The sequence below is a fragment of the Pseudomonas sp. MWU13-3659 genome (assembly GCF_023757525.1).
Taxonomy (GTDB): domain Bacteria; phylum Pseudomonadota; class Gammaproteobacteria; order Pseudomonadales; family Pseudomonadaceae; genus Aquipseudomonas; species Aquipseudomonas entomophila_E.
This window is the reverse complement of the sequence record NZ_JAMSHW010000022.1, coordinates 40,005-60,448: the sequence shown is the minus strand read 5'-3', so window position 1 is coordinate 60,448 and position 20,444 is coordinate 40,005. Positions and strand designations below refer to the sequence as shown.

Below are 20,444 nucleotides of genomic sequence, written 5' to 3'. Positions count from 1 at the left end.
AGTATATACGGCGCGGACGCTCTGGGTGAAACCTCGCAAGCCACGCCATCCTTGGTGCCGACCGTTGGTACGGTCAGCGGCCGGCTGCCAGCCATGGGCGGCAGCTGGCGAACATGTCCAGCGATTGCTTGTAGACCTCGGTATGCACCTGCAGCAGGCCGAGCATGGAATGGAACAGGTTGTCCTGCGACAGCGGTGCGTCGCGCAACTTGGTCATGCAGTCGGTGTCCAGGCCGAAGTCCTGGGTGTAGCTGTCGGAGAACCAGGCCAGCAGCGGCACGTGCTTCTGTTGATCCGGCGCCATCACATAGGGGGTGCCGTGCAGGAACAGGTTGTACTCGCCCAGCGACTCGCCGTGGTCGGAAAGGTAGATCATCGCAGTGTCGACCTTGTCCTGCTTGCTGCGCAGGGTGTCGATCAGCGAGGACAGGACCTTGTCGGTGTAGGCCAGGGTGTTGTCGTAGCCGTTGATGATCTCTTCACGGCTGCACTGGTTCAGGGCATTGCTGCGGCACACCGGGGTGAACGGCTCGGCACCACCGGGGTAGCGTTTGAAGTACTCCGGGCCGTGGCTGCCCATCTGGTGCAGCACCAGCACGGTGTCCTTGTCGAGGTTGTCGATCAACTCGGCCAGGCCCTGCAGCAGGATCTCGTCATGGCATTCGCCATCGGCGCACAGGGCCGGGTCCTTGAGGTTGCTGACGTCGATGAACTGCACGCGGTCGCAGGTGCCCTTGCAGCCGGACTGGTTGTCACGCCACTGCACGGCCAGGCCGGCGCGCTGGAGGATGTCGAGCAGGCCCTCGCGGTTCTTGGCCACGCTGGCGACGTAGTCCTTGCGCCCCATGCCGGAGAACATGCACGGTACCGACACGGCGGTCTCGGTGCCGCAGGATTGGACATCGGTGAAGCTCAGCAAGCCCTGCTCCTTCGCCAGGTTGGGCGTGGTGTCGCGGGCATAGCCGAGCAGGCCGAAGTTTTCCGCCCGGGCACTTTCACCCACCACCAGCACGGTCAGCGACTTGCGCTCATGCTGCTGCCAGGCCGCGTCACGACGGGCATCTTCACCATAAGCCTGGAACGGGTGCGCGGCGGTGCCGATCTGCTCGCGGACATAACCGATGGAAGCACCGACGATATTGCTCGGGGTGAGCATCAGGCGCAGTTCGTGGTGATTGCGAAACAGCGAGGACAGCCCTTGGTAGTTGACCAGCGCCACCGACCCCAGCGCCGCCACGCACGCGCCGCTGACCACCAGCTTGCCCAGCAGCTCACGGTGCCAGGGGCGGTAGGCGATGGGGGCTTTCCAGACCAGTAGAGAAGGCACGACACCGAGCAGCAGGATATACAACGCAAACTTGATCGAGAGCAGGTCGCGAACTTCCGCGACATTGGTTTCGGCGACATTGCGGAACATGCCCGCGTCGATGAGCACGCCATATTGATTCATGAAGTAAGCCACGCCCGCGCCACTCATGAACAACAGGATCAATACCGGTTTCAATACATAACGGAAGGCCAACAACGTCAGCACGAGGTTGAATGCGAACAACATCAGCACGGCGAACGCCAGGCTCAACCACAGCCCCACCATGCCGGGCGGCACGATGGATTCGAGGTGTTCCCAGAGAAAGGTATTCAGGCCGATCAACAGGTAAAGGCTGGCCAGCAGCGTGACCCATTCAGTCCGCAGGGATTTGAATTTCAGCATGGTGTTCGCAGTGAGAGTTGTCAGCGGCCAGCGCACCGGGAAGGCACTCTGGGAAGTTGGCCGAACTCTAGAAAGCGTAGCATCAATTTTTTGTGAAAAAGACGCCAACAATTGGTGGGAAGGCGTCTTTTATCGATTAAACAAGTTTCATTCAGCGTTTGTTCAGCCTGGCAGGTGAAGCTTGGCGTACGGCTGGCGATCGATATCGAGCACCTCGACGCACAGCTGGATGTCCAGCCCGGTCGCGGCGGGGATGGCTTCATGGAGCACTTCCAGCAGGCTGCTGGAGAGTTGCTGCTTGACCTGTTCGGAGCGCCCGCTGAGGATCGCCAGGCGCACATGGGCGAAGGCGCGTTCCCCCGGCGCGGTACCGACGCGGTATTGGGCGAAGGCCTGGGCGCGGCTCTTGATGTCCAGCTCGTCGGCGAACTGGCCGCTGCCGACCAGGGCGTGGTTCAGGCGCAGGAGCAACTGATCGACATTCAGCTGGCGCAGGTTGTCGCTGTATTCCAGGTTCAGGTGAGGCATGGCGCGGGTTCCGGTCGCGGGAGAATGTGCGACAGCCTACCCCAGTCACGCAAAGCGGCAAAGGCGGCTATCCTGATGGTTCAGGCTCGTCTACCAACCCCTGAAAGAGGTGAACAAATGCCAGTTCCGCATGATTTGCTCGCAGACCTGCACGTGACCGCCGACCAGTTCCAGGCCCTTATCGACAAGAACCACGACCTGCACAAGCTGCACAAGGAGTACAACGCCAAGGACAAGGAAGTGGTGGCCGCCGAAGGCAACGGCACCAACGACGACACCGTCAACCTGCTGCGCAAGGAGCGCCTGCTGCTCAAGGACAAGATCGAACGGATTGTCCATCCGCCCAAGTCCTGATTACCCGATCTCGATACCATCGCGGGGCAAGCCCGCTCCCACCGCTGCCGACGGCGATCAGGTGGGAGCAGGCTTGCCCCGCGATGTTTTCAGTTCAGGCCGACGCCTTGAGCGCCGTATCCAGGTCCTCGATCAGGTCGCGATAGTCCTCGATCCCCATCGACAGCCGCACCAGGTTCTCGCTGATGCCCATCACGCCTTTCTGCTCCGGGCTGAGGGAGTTGTGGGACATGCTCCAGGAATGGTTGATCATGCTCTCCACGCCACCCAGCGAGTCGGCCAGGACGAAGATCGACAGCGCCTCGACCAGGCGATTGACCGCCGCCCGGTCACCCTTGATGCGCATCGCCACCACGGCCCCGCCAGTACGCATCTGGCGCTTGCTCAGCGCATGCTGCGGGTGGCTTTCAAGGCCTGGGTAGTACACCTGCTCGACTTGCGGGTGATGTTCGAGGAACTGCGCCACGCGCAGGGCGTTGGCGCTCTGGCGCTCCATGCGCACGTCGAGGGTCTTGAGCCCGCGCAGCGCCAGGTAGCAGTCGAACGGCCCCTGGATCGCGCCGACCGCCATGCTGATCTTGCGCAAACGGCCCAGCAGTTCGTTATTGGCCGCCACCACCACGCCGCCGGTGAGGTCGGAGTGGCCGCCGATGTACTTGCTCGCCGAGTGCATCACCAGGTCCACGCCCAGGGTGATCGGTTGCTGGTTCCACGGCGAGCAGAAGGTGTTGTCGATGCAGGTCATCACGCCACGGGCGCGGGCCAGGTCGCACACCGCCTTGATGTCCACCAGGTGCAGCAGCGGGTTGGTCGGCGACTCGATCCAGATCAGTTGCGTGTCGGGGCGGATCGCCGCCGCCACGGCGTCGATGTCGTTGAGGTCGACGTAGGTGGTGGTCAGGCCCGAAGTGCGTCCCCGGTAGTCTTCCAGCAGGCGGAAGGTACCGCCGTAGACGCCGTTCATCACCACCACGTGGGCGTCCTTGGACAGCAGTTCCAGCACTGTGGCGGTGGCGCTGACGCCCGAGGCGCAGGCGACCGCGCCGACGCCCTCCTCCAGTGCGGCGACGCAGGTTTCATAGGCGTGCCGGGTCGGGTTGCTGACGCGGCTGTAGGCGTATTCGGGGTTGTCGTCCAGGCCGCGCTTGATGAACGAGCTGGAGGTGACGATGGCCGGGAAGATGGCATTGTCGGCGACGCTGGACTGCTCGCCAGCGTGGATGGTGCGGGTGGCGAAATTGCGCGGTTTGTCGGACATGGTCGGGTCCATTGACTGAGTGGAAAACCGCCACTATCTCATATCCGTGGCTGGCAGGCGCCGCCGGGAACAGTCATTTCATCCCGGAAAGCGATCAGGTTCCAATGCATTCGCCTAACCGCTAATCTGTGGAAACTTTTTCCCGATTCGAGCCCCATCACGCCATGGACAGTTTCGACCAGCACATCCTCACCCTGCTGCAGCGCGACGCCTCGATTTCGCTCAAGGACCTGGCCGAGGCGGTCAACCTGTCGACCACCCCCTGCTGGAAACGGGTCAAGCGCCTGGAGGAAGAAGGCTACATCCGTAGCCGCGTTGCCCTGCTCGACCCCGAGCGCCTGGGGCTGGGCCTGACCGTGTTCGTCCAGCTCAAGACCCAGCGCCATGACAGTGCCTGGCTGGAGCAGTTCGCGGCGACAGTGACGGCGTTCGAGGAAGTGATGGAGGTGTATCGGATGTCCGGCGACTGGGACTACATGCTGCGGGTGGTGGTGGGCGACATCGCGGCGTATGACCGCTTCTACAAGAAGCTGATCACCAGCACCGATGGGTTGTCGAACATCACCTCGAGCTTTGCCATGGAGCAGATGAAATACACCACGGCGTATCCGGTGTATCGCTGAAATGGACCTGTTCGCCGGCAAGCCGGCTCCTACGGGACAAAGGTAGGAGCCGGCTTGCCGGCGAACAGACCCGCGCTCAAGGCGACAATCTTGTGTTGTCGGTACCGGCCATTCGCCGGCAAGGCCGGCTCCTACAGGAGAAGGCGTTCAGTCCGTGGATGACGCCTGGATCAGGTTTCCGGCCTTGGATTTCTCCAGCTTGATCGCGACGAACTTCGAGGTCGGCGTGTAGGTGCCCTCGCCATAGCTCTCCAGCGGCACCAGCGGATTGGTCTCCGGGTAGTAGGCCGCTGCCTGGCCTTCAGGCACGTCATAGGCCACCAGGCGGAACCCCGACACCCGCCGCTCGCGGCCATCCTCCCACAACGACACCAGGTCCACCTGCTCGCCCGGCTCGAAGCCCAGCCGGCGAATATCCGCCTCGTTGACGAACACCACCTCGCGCAGGCCGAACACACCGCGATAACGGTCATCCAGCCCGTACAGCGTGGTGTTGTACTGGTCGTGGGAGCGCAGGGTCTGCAGGATCAGGTCGGGCTTGTCGCCACGGGCCAGTACCTGCGCGTTGACCAGTTGCTCCGGCAACGGGCTGGGCGTGAAACGTGCCTTGCCGGTGGCGGTGCGGAAGTTGCGATCAGCGGCGTTGTTGCCCAGGTGGAAGCCGCCGGGATGCTGCAGGCGCTCGTTGAATTCGCTGAAGCCCGGGATGACGTCGGCGATCATGCTGCGGATGCGACCGTAGTCGGCAATGGCGTATTCCCAATCGATCGGCTTGTTGCCCAGGGTGGCCTTGGCCATGCCGGCGACGATCGCCGGCTCTGAACGCAGGTGGGGTGAGCGCGGTTTCAACTGGCCGTGGGAGATGTGCACCATGCTGAAGGTGTCCTCCACCGTCACGCCTTGCGGGCCTTCAGCCTGGATATCGATCTCGGTGCGGCCCAGGCACGGCAGGATCAGTGCATCACGCCCGGTAACCAGGTGCGAACGGTTGAGCTTGGTGGAGATCTGCACGGTCAGCTCACAGTTGCGCAGCGCCGCGTGGGTGCGCGGGGTATCCGGCGTGGCCTGGGCGAAGTTGCCACCCAGCCCGATGAACACCCTGGCCCGCCCCTCCTCCATGGCCTTGATCGCCAGCACGGCATTGTGGCCGTGCTCGCGCGGCACCTTGAACTGGAACCGTTTCTCGATGGCGTCGAGCAGATGCGCCTTTGGCTTCTCGTCGATGCCCATGGTGCGGTCGCCCTGCACGTTGCTGTGGCCACGCACCGGCGAAAGACCCGCGCCCGGCTTGCCGACATTGCCGCGCAGCAGTTGCAGGTTGACGATCTCCTGCACGGTCGGCACCGAGTGGCGGTGCTGGGTGACGCCCATGGCCCAGCACATGATCACCCGCTCGGCCTTGCGGTACATGCGCGCGGCCAGCTCGATCTCGGCCTTGCTCAGGCCGGACTGCTCGACGATATGCGCCCAGGGCGTGGCATCGACCACAGCCAGATAGGCCTCGACACCGCTGGTGTGCTCGGCGATGAAAGCATGGTCGAACACCGCTGGCTCGTTGTTCAGTTGCGCCTCGCGCTCCCACTGCAGGAGGTACTTGGCGATGCCGCGCATGGCCGCCATGTCGCCGCCCAGGGCCGGGCGGAAGTAGGCGGTGTTGGTCGGTTCGGAGCCGTTGCTGAGCATCTCGAACGGGTGCTGCGGGTGCTGGAAACGCTCCAGGCCACGCTCCTTGAGCGGGTTGAAACAGACCACCTGGGCACCGCGCTTGACCGCCTCGCGCAGCGGTTCGAGCATGCGCGGGTGGTTGGTGCCAGGGTTCTGGCCGATGACGAAGATCGCGTCGGCCAGTTCCAGGTCGTGAAACACCACGGTGCCCTTGCCCACGCCCAGGGTTTCGGCCATGCCCACGCCACTGGCCTCGTGGCACATGTTCGAGCAGTCGGGGAAGTTGTTGGTGCCGTAGGCGCGCACGAACAGCTGGTAGAGGAACGCCGCCTCGTTGCTGGCCCGGCCGGAGGTGTAGAACTCGGCCTGGTCGGGCGACGCCAGGCCGTTCAGGTGCTTGGCGACCAAGGCGAAGGCCTCGCCCCAGCTGGTTTCGACGTAGTGGTCGGTGGCGGCGTCGTAGCGCATCGGGTGGGTCAGGCGGCCCTGGTACTCCAGCCAGTAGTCGGTCTGTTCGAGCAGGGCGCTGACGCTGTACTTGGCGAAGAACGCCGGGTCTACCGAGCGGCCGGTGGCTTCCCAGTTAACGGCCTTGGCGCCGTTCTCGCAGAACTTGACCATGTCGCTTTCCGGCGACTCGCCCCAGGCGCAGCCGGGGCAGTCGAAGCCGCCGTTCTGGTTGGTCTTGAGCATGGCCCGCAGGTTCTTGAAGGCGTTCTCGCTGCCCAGCCAGCTCTTGGTCACGCTCTTGAGCGCGCCCCAGCCGGCGGCCGGCCCCTTGTAGTCCCTGATGTGTTCGTCCTGGCTCATGTGCTGTGTGTTCCGCGCGGTGTTTTTTCCAGCCTAAGAACGCACCTCGGGTGCGTCCAATCGAAATAAGTGAAGGCGTGATAAACCGTCTCGATCACCGCGCCAAAGCCACGGTTTTCAGGGCCTGGAGCCGTGATAGAGGAGACTGATCGAATGGTCGGGGAAAGCCATTTGACGCCAGGGGACGCAAGTAATAGCTTGAACCTTGTCTGCGGCTTTGCGCCGCCCCAACTCCCTCACAGCCGAGCGCGAACGTGGAAAAGAACCCCCAGGCCCTGGTCGACGGTTTCAACCGCAAAGTCGATTACCTGCGGATGTCGGTTACCGACCGCTGCGACTTCCGCTGCGTCTATTGCATGGCCGAGGACATGCAGTTCCTGCCGCGCCAGCAGATCCTTTCGCTCGAAGAGCTGTACCAAGTCGCCGAACGTTTCGTGGCCCTGGGTACCCGCAAGATCCGCCTGACCGGTGGCGAGCCGCTGGTGCGCCAGGGCATCGTCGACCTGTGCGGGCGCATCGCCGCCCTGCCCGGCCTGCGTGAACTGTGCCTGACCAGCAACGGCTCGCAACTGCCACGCTTGGCACAACCGCTGTTCGATGCCGGCGTCTCCAGGCTGAACATCAGCCTCGACAGCCTTGACCCCGACCGCTTCCGCGCCCTCACCCGCACCGGCGACCTCAAGCAAGTGATCGCCGGCATCGACGCCGCCCGTGCCGCCGGTTTCCGCCGCACCAAACTCAACGCGGTGGTGCTCAAGGGCCGCAACGACGACGAGATCGTCGACCTGGTGCGTTTCGCCATCGACCGCGAGCTGGACATCTCTTTCATCGAGGAAATGCCGCTTGGCGTGATCAGCGAGCATGAGCGTGGGGAATCCTTTTGCTCCAGCGATGACGTGCGCAACCGCCTGGCCGAGCACTTCACCCTGATCGAATCAGCCGAATCCTCCCAGGGCCCGGCCCGTTACTGGCGCCTGGCCGAAGCCGCCAATACCCGGGTCGGCTTCATTTCGCCCCACAGCCACAACTTCTGCGCCACCTGCAACCGCGTGCGCCTGACGGTCGAAGGCCGCCTGCTGCTGTGCCTGGGCAACGAGCATTCCGTGGACCTCAAGCAGGTCCTGCGCCAGCACCCCGGCGACACCGCGCGCCTGGAAAAGGCCATCCGCGACGCCATGCAGCTCAAGCCCTACCGCCACCATTTCGAAGTGGGCGGCGAGGTGCAGATCCTGCGTTTCATGAACATGACCGGCGGCTGATCGGCCGCCTCTGGAACCGCCTTGATCGTCCACCCACGCCCCGACATGCTGCGCGTGCTGTTCACCCTCAAGGGTTCGATCGTCCAGCGTATCGCCCTGCGCTGCCTGGCGGTGACCCTGCTGGCGGCGCTGATCGTGCTCATCGAACGCCACTACCCGGCGCTGTTCTACCCGGTCAGCGCCACGCCCTTCACCCTGCTCGGCCTGTCGCTTTCGATCTTCATGAGCTTTCGCAACAACGCCTGCTACGACCGCTGGTGGGAGGGGCGCAAGGCCTGGGGCAGGATGATCATCGAGGTGCGGTCGTTCGTGCGTGAAAGCGTGGTGATCGAGGACGAGCAGTTGCGTGCGCGGATGTTGCGCAGCCTGTGTGGCTTCGCCCATGCCCTCAACGCCCGGCTGCGCAACGAAGAAGAACTGCCCCTGGCCCGCACCTGGTTGGCCGAGGACGCGCAGGCCACCGCGCACAATGTCTGCGACGGCATCCTGCGCGACATCGGCGCGCAGTGCTCACGGCTGGCAAAGGAGGGTGCGATCAGCGAGTTCCGCTACACCGTGCTGGAACAGCGCCTGACCGGCCTGTCGGACGTCCAGGCCACCTGCGAGCGGATCAAGGGCACGCCGCTGCCGTTCCCCTACACCCTGCTGCTGCATCGCACCATCTATATCTTCTGCCTGCTGCTGCCGTTCGCCCTGGCCGAGCCGCTGGGCTGGCTGGCGCCGTTGTTCACCACCATCGTCAGCTACACGTTCTTCGGCCTGGATGCGATCGGCAACGAGCTGGAAGACCCCTTCGGGCGCGACGAGAACGACTTGCCGACCGACGCCATGGTGCGCACCATCGAGCGCGATGTGCTGGCGGCGCTGGGGCATGAGCCGCTGCCACCGGCGCTGGTGCCGGTGGATCATGTGCTGAGTTGATGCAGCCATTCGCTGTAGGAGCGGCTTTAGCCGCGATTACCCGTGAAGCGGGTAGCAGGCACCGCGTTGTCTGCATCGCGGCTGAAGCCGCTCCTACAGAGGTCAGCCGCGGCTCTCGCAGGCCGCGATCGGCTTCAGGTGCGCCACGAAATTGCACGGCCGGTGCCGCGCATCCAGCTGCTCGGCCAGGATCCCTTCCCAGGCCGTGCGACAAGCCCCGGTCGAACCCGGCAGGCAGCACACCAGGGTACCGTTGGCCAACCCGGCCAACGCCCGGCTCTGCACGGTCGAAGTGCCGATATCGAGAATCGACAGTGCGCGGAACAATTCGCCAAACCCATCGATACGCTTGTCCAGCAGGCAATCCACCGCCTCGGGCGTGCTGTCGCGCCCGGTAAAGCCGGTGCCGCCGGTGATCAGCACCACCTGTACCTGCTCGTCGGCGATCCAGGTGGCGACCTGGGCGCGAATCTTGTACAGGTCGTCCTTGAGCAGCACCCGGTCGACCAGGCGGTGGCCGATCTGCACCGAGCGCGTGGCCAGCAGCTCGCCGGAGGTGTCGTTGTCAAACGTACGGGTATCGCTGACGGTCAGCACGGCAATGTTGAGCGGCACGAACACCGCATCCGGTTTCACACTCATGGGTCTGCTCCTGGATGGTCAACGCACCACGTTAGAACCAAGCCCCGGCAGCGTCCAATCGATAGGACGAACCACATGATCAAGGGGCTCTATCACCGCATGATCAACGCCCTCTATCAAGCGGTCACCATTAAAGATTGGCCAGCCCGCGCGGAGTTGGTTAAGGTCGCGGAACCCGCCCACCCCGCTCGCCAGGCCGCCCCATGGACATCAAGCAGCTCAAGTTCCTCATCGCCCTCGACCAGACCCGCCACTTCGGCCAGGCCGCGGCGCTGTGCCACATCACCCAGCCCACGCTGTCCATGCGCCTGCGCAACCTGGAGGATGAGCTTGACCTGGTGCTGGTCAAGCGCGGCCAACGCTTCGAGGGTTTCACCGAAGCCGGCGAGCGCATCCTGGCCTGGGCCCGCACCCTGCTCGCCGCCCACGACGGGCTGCAGGCCGAGGCCGCCAGTTGCCGCGGCCAGGTGGTCGGCAGCCTGCGCCTGGGCACCGTGCCGCTGGCCAGCTTCAACCCCATGCAATTGCTGATGCCCCTGCGCGCGAAATACCCCGAGCTGAACTTCCAGCTCTCGTCGCTGAGCTCCGAACAGATCATCGACGGCCTGAGCCGCAACCAGCTCGACCTGGGCATCTGCTACCTCGACCAGGTCAATGCCAGCTTCTTCGAAGTGATCGAGCTGAGCACCACCACCATGGGCCTGCTGCACGACACCCGGCACTTCGGTTTCGACACCGACACGCTGCGCTGGGATGAACTCGGCGAGATCCCCCTGGGCTTGCTGAGCAAGGGCATGCACTACCGCCAGTCCCTGGACCTGAGTTTCCGCAGCCGTGGCCTGGAGCCCAACGCGGTGCTGGAAAGCGACTCGACCTTCCAGCTGATCCAGGCCATCAACACCGGTGTGTGCTGCGCGATCATGCCCCTGGATTGCGGGCTGGAGGAACTCAGCGAGCACATGCGCATCATCCCCGTGGCCGACGCCAGCATCCACAGCCCGGTCGGCCTGTTGCTGCGCCGCAGCGAACCTCAGTCGGCGATTGCCGAGCAGTGCTTCGACGAAGCTCGCGCACTCTTTCAGGCTTCCTGACCTGTCGTAGCCTGCCGGTACTGCCTGGGGGTGAAGCCGGTCAGTTGCTTGAACTGCCGGCTGAACGCGCTGTGGTCGGTGTAGCCGCAACGCAGCGCCACTTCAATGATCGGCAGGTCGCTGTGCAGCAGTTGGTGGGCGTGCTCCAGGCGAGCCTTGTGGATCATCTGTCGGGGCGTGAGGTGGAATACCCGCTTGCAGTAACGCTCCAGCTGCGCCACCGAGATCCCGGCGAGACGTGTCAGCTCGCCCATGCTGATCGGCTGGTGGAAGTGCGCGCGGATATGCGCATCCACGGCGGCCAGGCGCTGGTAGGCGGGGTGGGTGTCGGCGGCTGATTGCAGGTCGATGGAAATGCCCACCAAACCGATGATCCTGCCACTTGGGTCATGCAACGGGCGCTTGTGGGTCAGGCACCAGCCTGGTTCGCGACTGCCGTACAAGTGCAGCTCCAGTTGATCCTCCAGCACCAGGCCCTGCTCCAGCACACGGCGATCCTGCTCGGTGTAGCCAGGGCCCAGGCGTGCCGGAAATACCTCGGCGCTGGTCTTGCCCAGCAAGGGTTGCAATCGCTTGAGGCCGCAGCGCTGGACCAGCGTGCGGTTGGCCAGCACATAGCGGGCCTGGTCGTCCTTGATGAAGATCGCCGCGTTGGTGATCACATCGAGCATCGGCAACAGCCAGACCACGCCATTGAGCAAAGCCTCCAGGGATTCGGGGCGGTGCTGGTCGAGGGTCTGGTACAGGGTTGCCAGTGAGTCGCGTGACATTGAATCAGTTCTCCGGTGGCGGTACCGGCCCTTTCGCGGGGCAAGCCCCCTCCTACAGGGATCGCGGCGATCTCGAGGCAAGCGCCGTACCTGTAGGAGCGGGCTTGCCCCGCGAAAGGGCCAGCGCTGCCACTGCATCTCTCCAGCCCTTGCCGGGCATGCAACCCAGCCTATCCAGCCGCCCCCCCAATCCGCCAGCCTTTTCTTCAACTGTGCCGATTTCGTCACTCTCTCTGCAGAAAACCATCAAGAACCAACGCCCCGATCAGCCCACTCTATGCCCCATGCAAGCCGCCCCATGACCTACAAGAGCGCGGCCGACCAAGCCGCATCGTGACATCAGACCTGCCTATCCAAAACCTACAAAAAGGCGACCCCATGTCAGGCAAATTCAAGAAACAGCTGTCATTGCTGGACCTCACCTTCATCGGCCTTGGTGCCATCTTCGGCTCCGGCTGGCTGTTCGCCGCCAGCCACGTCTCGGCCATCGCCGGCCCCGCCGGCATCCTCTCCTGGTTCCTCGGCGGCTTCGCCGTGCTGTTGCTGGGCATCGTCTACTGCGAACTGGGCGCCGCCCTGCCCCGCGCCGGTGGCGTGGTGCGCTACCCGGTGTACTCCCACGGCCCATTGCTGGGCTACCTGATGGGCTTCATCACGTTGATCGCCTTCTCCAGCCTGATCGCCATCGAAGTGGTCGCCTCGCGCCAATACGCCGCGGCCTGGTTTCCCGGGCTGACCAAAGCCGGCTCCAGCGACCCGACGGTGCTCGGCTGGCTGGTGCAGTTCGCCCTGCTGTTGCTGTTCTTCGTGCTCAACTACCGCAGCGTGAAGACCTTCGCCAAGGCCAACAACCTGGTCAGCGTGTTCAAGTTCATCGTGCCGCTGCTGGTGATCGGCGTGCTGTTCACCTTCTTCAAACCGGAGAACTTCTCGGTCCAGGGTTTCGCTCCGTTCGGTCTGTCCGGCGTGGAAATGGCCGTATCGGCCGGCGGCATCATCTTCGCCTACCTGGGCCTCACGCCGATCATCTCGGTGGCCAGCGAAGTGAAGAACCCGCAGCGCACCATCCCCATCGCGCTGATTCTCTCGGTGCTGCTCTCCACCGCCATCTACGCCCTGCTGCAACTGGCCTTCCTCGGCAGCATCCCGACCGAGATGCTGGCAAACGGCTGGGCCGGGGTGACCAAGGAACTGGCCCTGCCCTACCGTGACATCGCCCTGGCCCTGGGGGTCGGCTGGCTGGCCTACCTGGTGGTGGCGGACGCGGTGATCTCGCCCAGCGGCTGCGGCAACATCTACATGAACGCCACCCCACGCGTGGTCTATGGCTGGGCGCAGACCGGCACCTTCTTCAAGTACTTCACCCGCATCGACGAGCAGTCCGGCATCCCGCGTCCGGCGCTGTGGCTGACCTTCGGCCTGGCGGTGTTCTGGACCCTGCCGTTCCCCTCCTGGGAAGCCCTGATCAATGTGGTGTCGGCCGCCCTGGTGCTGAGCTATGCCGTGGCCCCGGTGTCGGTCGCGGCCCTGCGTCGCAGCGCACCGGACATGGCCCGGCCGTTCCGGGTGAAAGGCATGGGTGTGCTCGGGCCACTGTCGTTCATCATCGCCGCGCTGATCGTCTACTGGTCGGGCTGGAACACCGTGTCCTGGCTGCTGGCCCTGCAGATCGTGATGTTCGTGCTGTACCTGCTGTGCCGCCGCTTCGTGCCCACCGAACACTTGTCGCTGGGCCAGCAGGTGCGCTCGTCGGCGTGGCTTATCGGCTTCTATGCCGTGACCATTTTCCTCTCCTGGCTGGGCAGCTTCGGTGGCCTGGGTGTGATCGGGCACCCGTTCGACACCTTGGTCGTGGCTACCAGCGCACTGGGGATCTACTACTGGGGCGCGGCCACTGGCGTGCCAGCGCGGTTGGTGCGGCTGGATGGGGAGGATGAGAGCGAGACCAGTGCTCAGCCTCAAGCAGCCCATCGCCCCGCAGTGACTGCTTCATGAAAGGTGTTGGCCCTGTTCGCCGGCAAGCCGGCTCCTACAAAGGCCTGTAGGAGCGGCTTCAGCCGCGAACGGGCCCGAACAGACAGCGCAAGACATAGCTCAATTCCAAATGGACACTCTCATGAAACAGGTTCATGTCATCGACTCCCACACCGGCGGCGAACCCACCCGCCTGGTGATGAAAGGCTTCCCGGCACTCACTGGCCGCAGCATGGCCGAGCAGCGCGACGAGCTGCGCGAGCTGCACGACCACTGGCGCCGCGCCTGCCTGCTGGAACCACGCGGCAACGATGTGCTGGTCGGCGCGCTGTACTGCCCACCGGTCTCTCCCGATGCCACCTGCGGGGTGATTTTCTTCAACAACGCCGGTTACCTGAACATGTGTGGGCACGGCACCATCGGCCTGGTCGCCTCGCTCCGGCACCTGGGGCTGATCGAACCCGGCATGCACAAGATCGACACGCCGGTCGGCCAGGTCAGCGCCACACTGCATGAAGACGGCGCGGTAACCGTCGGCAACGTACCCGCCTACCGCTACCGCCAGCGGGTGGCGGTCGAGGTGCCTGGCCACGGCGTGGTGCACGGCGACATCGCCTGGGGCGGCAACTGGTTCTTCCTGGTCAACCAACATGGCCAGCGCATCGAACTGAACAATGTCGAAACCCTCACCGACTACACCTGGGCCATGCTCAAGGCCCTCGAAGCCCAGGGAATCACCGGCGAGCACGGCGCGCCGATCGACCACATCGAACTGTTCGCCGACGACGCCCACGCCGACAGCCGCAACTTCGTCATGTGCCCCGGCAAGGCCTACGACCGCTCGCCCTGCGGCACCGGCACCAGCGCCAAGCTGGCGTGCCTGGCCGCCGACGGCAAGCTCACGCAAGACCAAGTCTGGACCCAGGCCAGCATCACCGGCAGCCAGTTCCAGGGCCGTTACGAACGCGAGGGCGATCACATCCGCCCGTTCATCACCGGCCGTGCCCACATGACCGCCGACAGCACCCTGCTGATCGACGAACAAGACCCCTTCGCCTGGGGCATCTGACCCCGTTTTCCTTTAACTGAATACCGCTAGGAGTGACATCAATGACCGACAACATTTTCACCGGCGTCATGCCCGCCCTGATGACCCCCTGCACCGCCGAGCGCAAGCCCGACTTCGACGCCCTGGTGCGCAAGGGCCGCGAACTGATCGACGCCGGCATGAGCGCGGTGGTGTACTGCGGCTCGATGGGCGACTGGCCGCTGCTGACCGAGGCCGAGCGCCAGGAAGGCGTCGCGCGCCTGGTAGCTGCAGGCATCCCGACCATTGTCGGCACCGGCGCGGTGAACACCCGTGAAGCGGTGTCCCATGCCGCCCACGCCGCCAAGGTCGGCGCCGCCGGCCTGATGGTCATCCCCCGGGTGCTGTCCCGCGGCGCCTCGCTGATTGCCCAGAAGCATCACTTCTCGGCGATCCTCGCGGCTGCGCCGAAACTGCCGGCGGTGATCTACAACAGCCCCTACTACGGTTTCGCCACCCGCGCCGACCTGTTCTTCGAACTGCGCCGCGCCTACCCCAACCTGATCGGTTTCAAGGAGTTCGGCGGCGGCGCCGACCTGCGCTACGCCGCCGAGCACATCACCTCCCAGGATGACGCGGTGACCCTGATGGTGGGTGTCGACACCCAGGTGGTGCATGGTTTCGTCAACTGCAACGCCACCGGCGCCATCACCGGCATCGGCAACGCCCTGCCCCGTGAAGTGCTGCAACTGGTCGGCCTGAGCAAGCGCGCCGCCAAGGGCGACGCCAAGGCCAGGCGCCTGGCCCGGGAGCTGGAGTCGGCGCTGGCGGTGCTGTCGTCGTTCGATGAGGGCTGCGACCTGGTGCTGTACTACAAGCACCTGATGGTGCTCAACGGCGACCGCGAGTACAGCCTGCACTTCAACGAAACCGACGCCCTGACCGATGCCCAGCGCCACTACGCCGAGCAGCAGTACGCGCTGTTCCGCACCTGGTACGCCAGCTGGTCGGCCGAGCAGAACCTGGCCTGACGCATACCCCATTGATTTGGCGTGACCTCTGTAGGAGCGGCTTCAGCCGCGATCACCCGCGACGCGGGTGCCACACACTGCGGTGCCTGCATCGCGGCTAAAGCCGCTCCTACAAACGCCACAGCGCATCCACAAAACTGCGAAGGAAGCCACATGCCCCTTACAGGTAACCTGCTGATTGGCCAGACCCGCGTTCCCGGCAGCCGCAAAGCTATCCGCGCCATCGACCCGGCCACCAACCAGGCACTCGAGCCCGCCTATGCTGGCGCCACCGGTGAACACGTGGCCCAGGCCTGCACCCTAGCCTGGGCGGCATTCGATGAATACCGCGAAACCTCGCTCGAGCAACGCGCTCGCTTTCTCGAAACGATCGCCGAGCAGATCGAAGCCCTGGGTGACCTGCTGATCGACCGAGCCCATGCCGAAACCGGCCTGCCCAAGGGTCGCCTGCAAGGCGAGCGCGCCCGCACCTGCACCCAGCTGCGGACCTTCGCCCGCGTGGTACGTGCCGGCGAATGGCTCGACGTGCGCGTCGACCGCGCCCTGCCCGAGCGCCAGCCGCTGCCACGCCCGGACCTGCGCCAGCGTCAGGTGGCCCTGGGCCCGGTGGCGGTGTTCGGCGCCAGCAACTTCCCCCTGGCGTTCTCGGTGGCCGGCGGCGACACCGCCTCGGCACTGGCTGCGGGATGCCCGGTGGTGGTCAAGGCCCATGGCGCTCACCCCGGCACCAGCGAACTGGTCGGCCAGGCCGTGGCCTGGGCGGTCAAGTTGTGCGAGCTGCCCGAAGGCGTGTTCTCGCTGCTGTATGGCGCCGGCCGTGAAATCGGCATCGCCCTGGTCAGCGACCCACGCATCAAGGCCGTCGGTTTCACCGGATCGCGCAGTGGCGGTATCGCCTTGTGCCAGGTAGCCCAGGCGCGCCCCGAACCGATTCCGGTATATGCCGAAATGAGCTCGATCAACCCCGTGTTCTTCTTCGCCGCCGCCTTGGGGGCCCGCGCCGAGGCATTAGCCCAGGGCTTCGTCACCTCGCTGACCCAGGGGGCCGGCCAGTTCTGTACCAACCCGGGGCTGGTGATCGCCCGCCAAGGGCCCGCGCTTGAACGGTTCATTGCCGCCACCCGCGATCACGTCCAACAAGCGGCGGCGCAAACCATGCTCACCCCCGGCATTGCCAGCGCCTATGCAAGCGGTGTCGCGGCGCTGGGTGACAACAGCAATGCCCAGGCAGTTGCCAGCGGCCTGCCCCTACAAGGCCCGAACCAGTGCCAGGCGCAGGTGTTCGTCACCCAGGCCCAAGCGTTTCTTGCTGACCCGGCCCTGCAGGCCGAAGTGTTCGGCGCCGCCTCGCTGGTGGTGGCCTGCGACAGCGACGAGGAAATACGCCAGGTCACCGAGCACCTGGAGGGTCAGTTGACGGCCACGCTGCACCTGGACGCCGCCGACCTGCCCGACGCGCGCCGGCTGCTGCCCACCCTCGAACGCAAGGCTGGGCGCATCCTGGTCAACGGCTGGCCGACCGGGGTCGAGGTGTGCGATGCGATGGTCCACGGAGGGCCGTTCCCGGCCACGTCCGATACCCGCGGCACTTCGGTGGGCACTGCGGCGATCCTGCGTTTCCTGCGCCCGGTGTGCTACCAGGACTTCCCCGACGCGCTGCTGCCCGAGGCGTTGAAACACGATAACCCCCTGCACTTGCGCCGATTGCTCGACGGCAAGCGGGAAGGCGCATGAGCAGTACCGACACCGACATCGCCGTGGTCGGCGCCGGCATCATCGGCATCGCCTGCGCCTTGCAACTGGCCCGCCAAGGCAAGCGGGTGCTGCTGATCGATCGCCAGGCACCTGGCCATGGCGCCTCCTACGGCAACGCCGGGCACCTGGCCACCGAGCAGGTCTTCCCGATCGCCGACCTGTCGATCCTCAAGCGCCTGCCAGCCATGCTGATGGACCCGATGGGGCCGTTGCGCCTGGACTGGAAGTACCTGCCCCAGGCCATCCCCTGGTTCACCCGCCTGCTGCTCAACCTGCGCCCGGCGCCGTTCCAGCGCAGCGTGGCTGGCCTACGCGCCCTGAACGAGGCCAGCCTCGGTGCCTGGCAGCACCTGCTCGGCAGCCTCGGGCGCGATGACTTGCTCCGGGAGGACGGCTCGTTGCTGGTGTTCGAACGCCCGGCGTCACGCCCGGCGTTGGAGGCGTTGCAGGCTCGCCTGCAACAGCAGGCGGTGCCGGTCGACTGCTGGTCGGCCCGGGCGGTGCGGCATGCGGCGCCGCAGTTGAGCACACAGATCCAGGGGGGCCTGTTCTTCCCCCGCACCGGACACTTCATCGATCCGTACCGGGTAGTCAACGCATTGTTCGATGCCGCCAAGGCGGCAGGTGTACGCTTTGCCAATCAGGACATCCACGGCAGTCGGCTGCACAGTGATGGCGTAGCCTTGCGCAGCAACCAGGGTGAACTGCAGGCCCGGCAGGTGCTGATCGCCTGTGGCGCCCATTCGGCGAAACTGGTTGAAAATCTGACCGGCACCCGGGTGCCCCTGGACACCGAGCGCGGCTACCACCTGATGCTGCCCAACGAACAGCAGCGGCTGCCGTTCGCGGTCACTTCGCTGGAGCGCAAGTTCATCATGACGCCCATGGCCGACGGCCTACGCCTGGCCGGCACGGTGGAGTTCGCGGGGCTGGACGCGCCGCCGAGCATGCAGCGGGCGTGGCAGTTGCACCGCTTGAGCCAAGGCTTGTTCCAACGTGACCTGGATGCCGAAGGGGCGACGCCGTGGATGGGCTTCAGGCCATCGCTGCCTGATTCCCTGCCAGTGATCGACCGGGTGGCGGATGGCAGGGTGCTGTTGGCATTCGGGCATCAGCACCTGGGGTTGACCCAGGCGGCGGTGACCGCGCAATGGATTGGGCGGTTGGCGCAGGGCCCTCGGGATGCGCATTTGGACGCGTACAGGGTGGATCGGTTTTGACGGCGGGTTCGCCGGCAAGCCGGCTCCTACGGGGTCGACAACATTCCCGTAGGAGCGGCTTTAGCCGCGATGCCGGCAACCTGGTCTCTGGCACCCGCATTGCGGGTGATCGCGGCTGAAGCCGCTCCTACAGAGGTGGTGCCATATCATCAGGCCAGTTCAGATTGCCGGCCTCAGCGATAGCGCTCAAGCCAGTGGGCGTAAGGCGCCGGCAAGGTCCAGGATGCCTTGTCCACGCCCAGCGTCTTGGCGGCGAAGTACGGCCAATGCGGATCGGCCAGGTGCGCACGCCCCACCGACACCAGGTCGAGCTGGTCGGCCTTTAGAGCCCCCTCGGCCAGCTCTGGCGTACCGAAGCCCCACGCCGAGGTCACTGGAATACCTGCTTCACGGCGTACGCGCTCGGCGATCGGCCCCATGAACGCCGGCCCCCAGGGAATGTTCGTCTCAGGAATGGTGAAACCGACACTGACACTCAGAAGGTCAAGGCCGCCCGCCTTGAAACGACGCGCCAGCTCGATGGACTCTTCCAGCGTCTGTTCGTCACGCCCGTCGTACTCCAGCACACCGAAACGCGCCGTCAGCGGCAAGTGCTCCGGCCAGACTTCACGCACTGCGGCCAGGGTTTCCAGGAGGAAGCGGCTACGGTTGTCGAAACTGCCACCGTAGGCATCGGTACGCTGGTTGGAATGCTCGGAGAAGAAGCTCTGGCCCAGGTAGCCATGGGCGAAGTGCAGCTCGATCCACTCGAAGCCCGCGTCTCGGGCACGACGGGCGGCATCGACGAAGTCCTGGCGGACCCGGGCGATGTCATCCAGGGTCATGGCTTGCGGCACTTTCGGCAGATGCGCGCCAAAGGCAATGGCCGAAGGGGCGATAGTCTGCCAGCCACGGGCGTCATCGGCGGCGATATGGTCGTCGCCTTCCCATGGGCGGTTGGCGCTGGCCTTGCGCCCGGCGTGGGCGATCTGGATGCCCGGCACGGAGCCTGCGGCCTTGATCGCCTGCACCACCGGCACGAAGGCCTGGGCATGGGCGTCGCTCCAGATGCCGGCGCAACCGGGGGTGATGCGCCCTTCCGGCGATACCGCGGTGGCCTCGACCACCACCAGGCCGGCGCCGCCACGGGCCAGGCCCGCCAGGTGCACATGGTGCCATTCGTTGATCAGGCCATCCTCGGCCATGTACTGGCACATCGGCGGGATGGCGATGCGGTTGCGCAGGGTGACGTCCTTGAGGGTGTAGGGTTGGAACAGGGCTGACATGGCAATTCTCCGGGGGAGATTCAATTACGGTAGTTCGATCATATTCGAACTATGGCAATTTATGAAACCCCCGTTATCATGTCGAGCATGCGAGCCTACTCCCACCCCAACCCCGAAGACCTCACCCTCGAGCGCCTGCTCTACGCCCTGAGCGACCCTGTGCGCATGGAAATCGTCCGCCACCTGGCTGGCGTGCCTGAAGCCAGTTGCGGCGAACTCGACGGTGGCCGGCCGAAGTCCAGCATGTCCCACCATTTCCGCGTGCTGCGCGAAGCGGGGCTGGTGTATACCCGCAATATCGGCACCACGCATATGAATTCATTGCGTGGTGAAGAGCTGGAGACGCGTTTTCCTGGTTTGCTCGGCAGTATTCTCGGGCAGCGCTAAGTCACACCCGTCCACGCCAATCTCGAGCCTTGCGCGATCCCTGTAGGAGCGGCCTTGTGCCGCGAAAGGGCCGCATTGCGGCCCCGGCGATCGTTGCTCAACATCGAAATGCGGGGGCCGCTACGCAGCCCTTTCGCGGCACAAGGCCGCTCC

The 20,444-nt window shown here is 65.0% G+C and carries 18 protein-coding genes; 11 read left to right on the top strand and 7 right to left on the bottom strand.

Annotation, left to right across the window (positions count from 1 at the left end):
* Positions 1-73 precede the first annotated feature (73 nt).
* Both NGM28_RS21895 and NGM28_RS21890 read right to left on the bottom strand, forming a co-directional pair.
* Complete coding sequence (locus tag NGM28_RS21895; protein WP_252091409.1) at positions 74-1,711, bottom strand: phosphoethanolamine transferase; 1,638 nt, start codon at positions 1,709-1,711, stop codon at positions 74-76.
* Between the two features lie 162 nt (positions 1,712-1,873).
* Positions 1,874-2,239, bottom strand: a complete 366-nt coding sequence (locus NGM28_RS21890) for a 5-carboxymethyl-2-hydroxymuconate Delta-isomerase (RefSeq protein ID WP_240063689.1) — start codon at positions 2,237-2,239, stop codon at positions 1,874-1,876.
* 117 nt (positions 2,240-2,356) lie between these two features.
* Here NGM28_RS21890 and NGM28_RS21885 point away from each other — a divergent pair, with 117 nt between their 5' ends.
* A complete protein-coding gene (locus tag NGM28_RS21885; RefSeq protein WP_240063690.1) occupies positions 2,357-2,593 on the top strand; it encodes a DUF465 domain-containing protein in 237 nt (78 codons plus the stop codon).
* A 94-nt stretch (positions 2,594-2,687) separates the two neighbouring features.
* On the opposite strand, the gene NGM28_RS21880 is transcribed toward NGM28_RS21885, so the two are convergent.
* Positions 2,688-3,863, bottom strand: a complete 1,176-nt coding sequence (locus tag NGM28_RS21880) for a trans-sulfuration enzyme family protein (protein WP_252091407.1) — start codon at positions 3,861-3,863, stop codon at positions 2,688-2,690.
* A 152-nt stretch (positions 3,864-4,015) separates the two neighbouring features.
* Between NGM28_RS21880 and NGM28_RS21875 the strand changes: the two genes are divergently transcribed.
* Positions 4,016-4,474 (top strand): Lrp/AsnC family transcriptional regulator, encoded by a 459-nt coding sequence (locus NGM28_RS21875; protein ID WP_252091405.1) that lies wholly within the window; start codon positions 4,016-4,018, stop codon positions 4,472-4,474.
* Positions 4,475-4,621: 147 nt separating this feature from the next.
* Here the strand turns inward: NGM28_RS21875 and NGM28_RS21870 are convergent, their stop codons facing one another.
* Positions 4,622-6,949, bottom strand: coding sequence for an FdhF/YdeP family oxidoreductase (locus tag NGM28_RS21870; protein ID WP_252091403.1), 2,328 nt, complete (start codon positions 6,947-6,949; stop codon positions 4,622-4,624).
* Between the two features lie 254 nt (positions 6,950-7,203).
* Here NGM28_RS21870 and moaA point away from each other — a divergent pair, with 254 nt between their 5' ends.
* Both moaA and NGM28_RS21860 read left to right on the top strand, forming a co-directional pair.
* Positions 7,204-8,208 carry a GTP 3',8-cyclase MoaA gene (moaA, locus tag NGM28_RS21865; RefSeq protein ID WP_240063694.1) on the top strand — a complete coding sequence of 335 codons (1,005 nt, stop codon included), beginning with the start codon at positions 7,204-7,206 and terminating at the stop codon, positions 8,206-8,208.
* A 21-nt stretch (positions 8,209-8,229) separates the two neighbouring features.
* Positions 8,230-9,129: a bestrophin family protein gene (locus NGM28_RS21860; RefSeq protein ID WP_240063695.1), complete on the top strand. Its 900-nt coding sequence runs from the start codon at positions 8,230-8,232 to the stop codon at positions 9,127-9,129.
* Between the two features lie 102 nt (positions 9,130-9,231).
* Here the strand turns inward: NGM28_RS21860 and moaB are convergent, their stop codons facing one another.
* Entirely contained in the window at positions 9,232-9,771 is a 540-nt protein-coding gene (moaB, locus tag NGM28_RS21855; RefSeq protein ID WP_011535114.1) for a molybdenum cofactor biosynthesis protein B, read from the bottom strand.
* 203 nt (positions 9,772-9,974) lie between these two features.
* Here moaB and NGM28_RS21850 point away from each other — a divergent pair, with 203 nt between their 5' ends.
* Positions 9,975-10,862, top strand: a complete 888-nt coding sequence (locus NGM28_RS21850; RefSeq protein WP_252091401.1) for a LysR family transcriptional regulator — start codon at positions 9,975-9,977, stop codon at positions 10,860-10,862.
* Here the strand turns inward: NGM28_RS21850 and NGM28_RS21845 are convergent.
* Complete coding sequence (locus tag NGM28_RS21845) at positions 10,850-11,632, bottom strand: AraC family transcriptional regulator (RefSeq protein WP_240063697.1); 783 nt, start codon at positions 11,630-11,632, stop codon at positions 10,850-10,852. The genes NGM28_RS21850 and NGM28_RS21845 overlap by 13 nt on opposite strands.
* Before the next feature lie 378 nt (positions 11,633-12,010).
* Here NGM28_RS21845 and NGM28_RS21840 point away from each other — a divergent pair, with 378 nt between their 5' ends.
* The 5 genes from NGM28_RS21840 (at position 12,011) to NGM28_RS21820 (ending at position 18,639) form a co-directional block, all read left to right on the top strand.
* Positions 12,011-13,627 (top strand): APC family permease, encoded by a 1,617-nt coding sequence (locus NGM28_RS21840; RefSeq protein WP_240063698.1) that lies wholly within the window; start codon positions 12,011-12,013, stop codon positions 13,625-13,627.
* Between the two features lie 121 nt (positions 13,628-13,748).
* A complete protein-coding gene (locus tag NGM28_RS21835) occupies positions 13,749-14,675 on the top strand; it encodes a 4-hydroxyproline epimerase (protein WP_252091399.1) in 927 nt (308 codons plus the stop codon).
* Positions 14,676-14,716: 41 nt separating this feature from the next.
* Positions 14,717-15,664, top strand: a complete 948-nt coding sequence (locus NGM28_RS21830) for a dihydrodipicolinate synthase family protein (RefSeq protein WP_240063700.1) — start codon at positions 14,717-14,719, stop codon at positions 15,662-15,664.
* Positions 15,665-15,817: 153 nt separating this feature from the next.
* Entirely contained in the window at positions 15,818-17,398 is a 1,581-nt protein-coding gene (locus NGM28_RS21825) for an aldehyde dehydrogenase (NADP(+)) (RefSeq protein ID WP_252091397.1), read from the top strand.
* Entirely contained in the window at positions 17,395-18,639 is a 1,245-nt protein-coding gene (locus NGM28_RS21820) for an FAD-dependent oxidoreductase (protein WP_252091395.1), read from the top strand. The genes NGM28_RS21825 and NGM28_RS21820 overlap by 4 nt, the downstream gene beginning before the upstream one ends.
* A 173-nt stretch (positions 18,640-18,812) precedes the next feature.
* On the opposite strand, the gene xenA is transcribed toward NGM28_RS21820, so the two are convergent.
* On the bottom strand, positions 18,813-19,904 hold the full coding sequence (xenA, locus tag NGM28_RS21815; RefSeq protein WP_240063703.1) for an NADH:flavin oxidoreductase/NADH oxidase: 1,092 nt from the start codon (positions 19,902-19,904) through the stop codon (positions 18,813-18,815).
* Between the two features lie 51 nt (positions 19,905-19,955).
* On the opposite strand from xenA, the gene NGM28_RS21810 reads away from it, so the two are divergent.
* Positions 19,956-20,291 carry an ArsR/SmtB family transcription factor gene (locus tag NGM28_RS21810; RefSeq protein WP_213657902.1) on the top strand — a complete coding sequence of 112 codons (336 nt, stop codon included), beginning with the start codon at positions 19,956-19,958 and terminating at the stop codon, positions 20,289-20,291.
* The last annotated feature ends 153 nt before the right edge of the window (positions 20,292-20,444 follow it).

What these genes read in the sequence shown, in the direction of transcription:
- NGM28_RS21895 (WP_252091409.1), bottom strand. Translation starts at nt 1,711, where the DNA reads ATGCTGAAATTCAAATCCCTGCGGACTGAATGGGTCACGCTGCTGGCC.
- NGM28_RS21890 (WP_240063689.1), bottom strand. Translation starts at nt 2,239, where the DNA reads ATGCCTCACCTGAACCTGGAATACAGCGACAACCTGCGCCAGCTGAAT.
- NGM28_RS21885 (WP_240063690.1), top strand. Translation starts at nt 2,357, where the DNA reads ATGCCAGTTCCGCATGATTTGCTCGCAGACCTGCACGTGACCGCCGAC.
- NGM28_RS21880 (WP_252091407.1), bottom strand. Translation starts at nt 3,863, where the DNA reads ATGGACCCGACCATGTCCGACAAACCGCGCAATTTCGCCACCCGCACC.
- NGM28_RS21875 (WP_252091405.1), top strand. Translation starts at nt 4,016, where the DNA reads ATGGACAGTTTCGACCAGCACATCCTCACCCTGCTGCAGCGCGACGCC.
- NGM28_RS21870 (WP_252091403.1), bottom strand. Translation starts at nt 6,949, where the DNA reads ATGAGCCAGGACGAACACATCAGGGACTACAAGGGGCCGGCCGCCGGC.
- moaB (WP_011535114.1), bottom strand. Translation starts at nt 9,771, where the DNA reads ATGAGTGTGAAACCGGATGCGGTGTTCGTGCCGCTCAACATTGCCGTG.
- NGM28_RS21850 (WP_252091401.1), top strand. Translation starts at nt 9,975, where the DNA reads ATGGACATCAAGCAGCTCAAGTTCCTCATCGCCCTCGACCAGACCCGC.
- NGM28_RS21845 (WP_240063697.1), bottom strand. Translation starts at nt 11,632, where the DNA reads ATGTCACGCGACTCACTGGCAACCCTGTACCAGACCCTCGACCAGCAC.
- NGM28_RS21840 (WP_240063698.1), top strand. Translation starts at nt 12,011, where the DNA reads ATGTCAGGCAAATTCAAGAAACAGCTGTCATTGCTGGACCTCACCTTC.
- NGM28_RS21835 (WP_252091399.1), top strand. Translation starts at nt 13,749, where the DNA reads ATGAAACAGGTTCATGTCATCGACTCCCACACCGGCGGCGAACCCACC.
- NGM28_RS21830 (WP_240063700.1), top strand. Translation starts at nt 14,717, where the DNA reads ATGACCGACAACATTTTCACCGGCGTCATGCCCGCCCTGATGACCCCC.
- NGM28_RS21825 (WP_252091397.1), top strand. Translation starts at nt 15,818, where the DNA reads ATGCCCCTTACAGGTAACCTGCTGATTGGCCAGACCCGCGTTCCCGGC.
- NGM28_RS21820 (WP_252091395.1), top strand. Translation starts at nt 17,395, where the DNA reads ATGAGCAGTACCGACACCGACATCGCCGTGGTCGGCGCCGGCATCATC.
- xenA (WP_240063703.1), bottom strand. Translation starts at nt 19,904, where the DNA reads ATGTCAGCCCTGTTCCAACCCTACACCCTCAAGGACGTCACCCTGCGC.
- NGM28_RS21810 (WP_213657902.1), top strand. Translation starts at nt 19,956, where the DNA reads ATGGCAATTTATGAAACCCCCGTTATCATGTCGAGCATGCGAGCCTAC.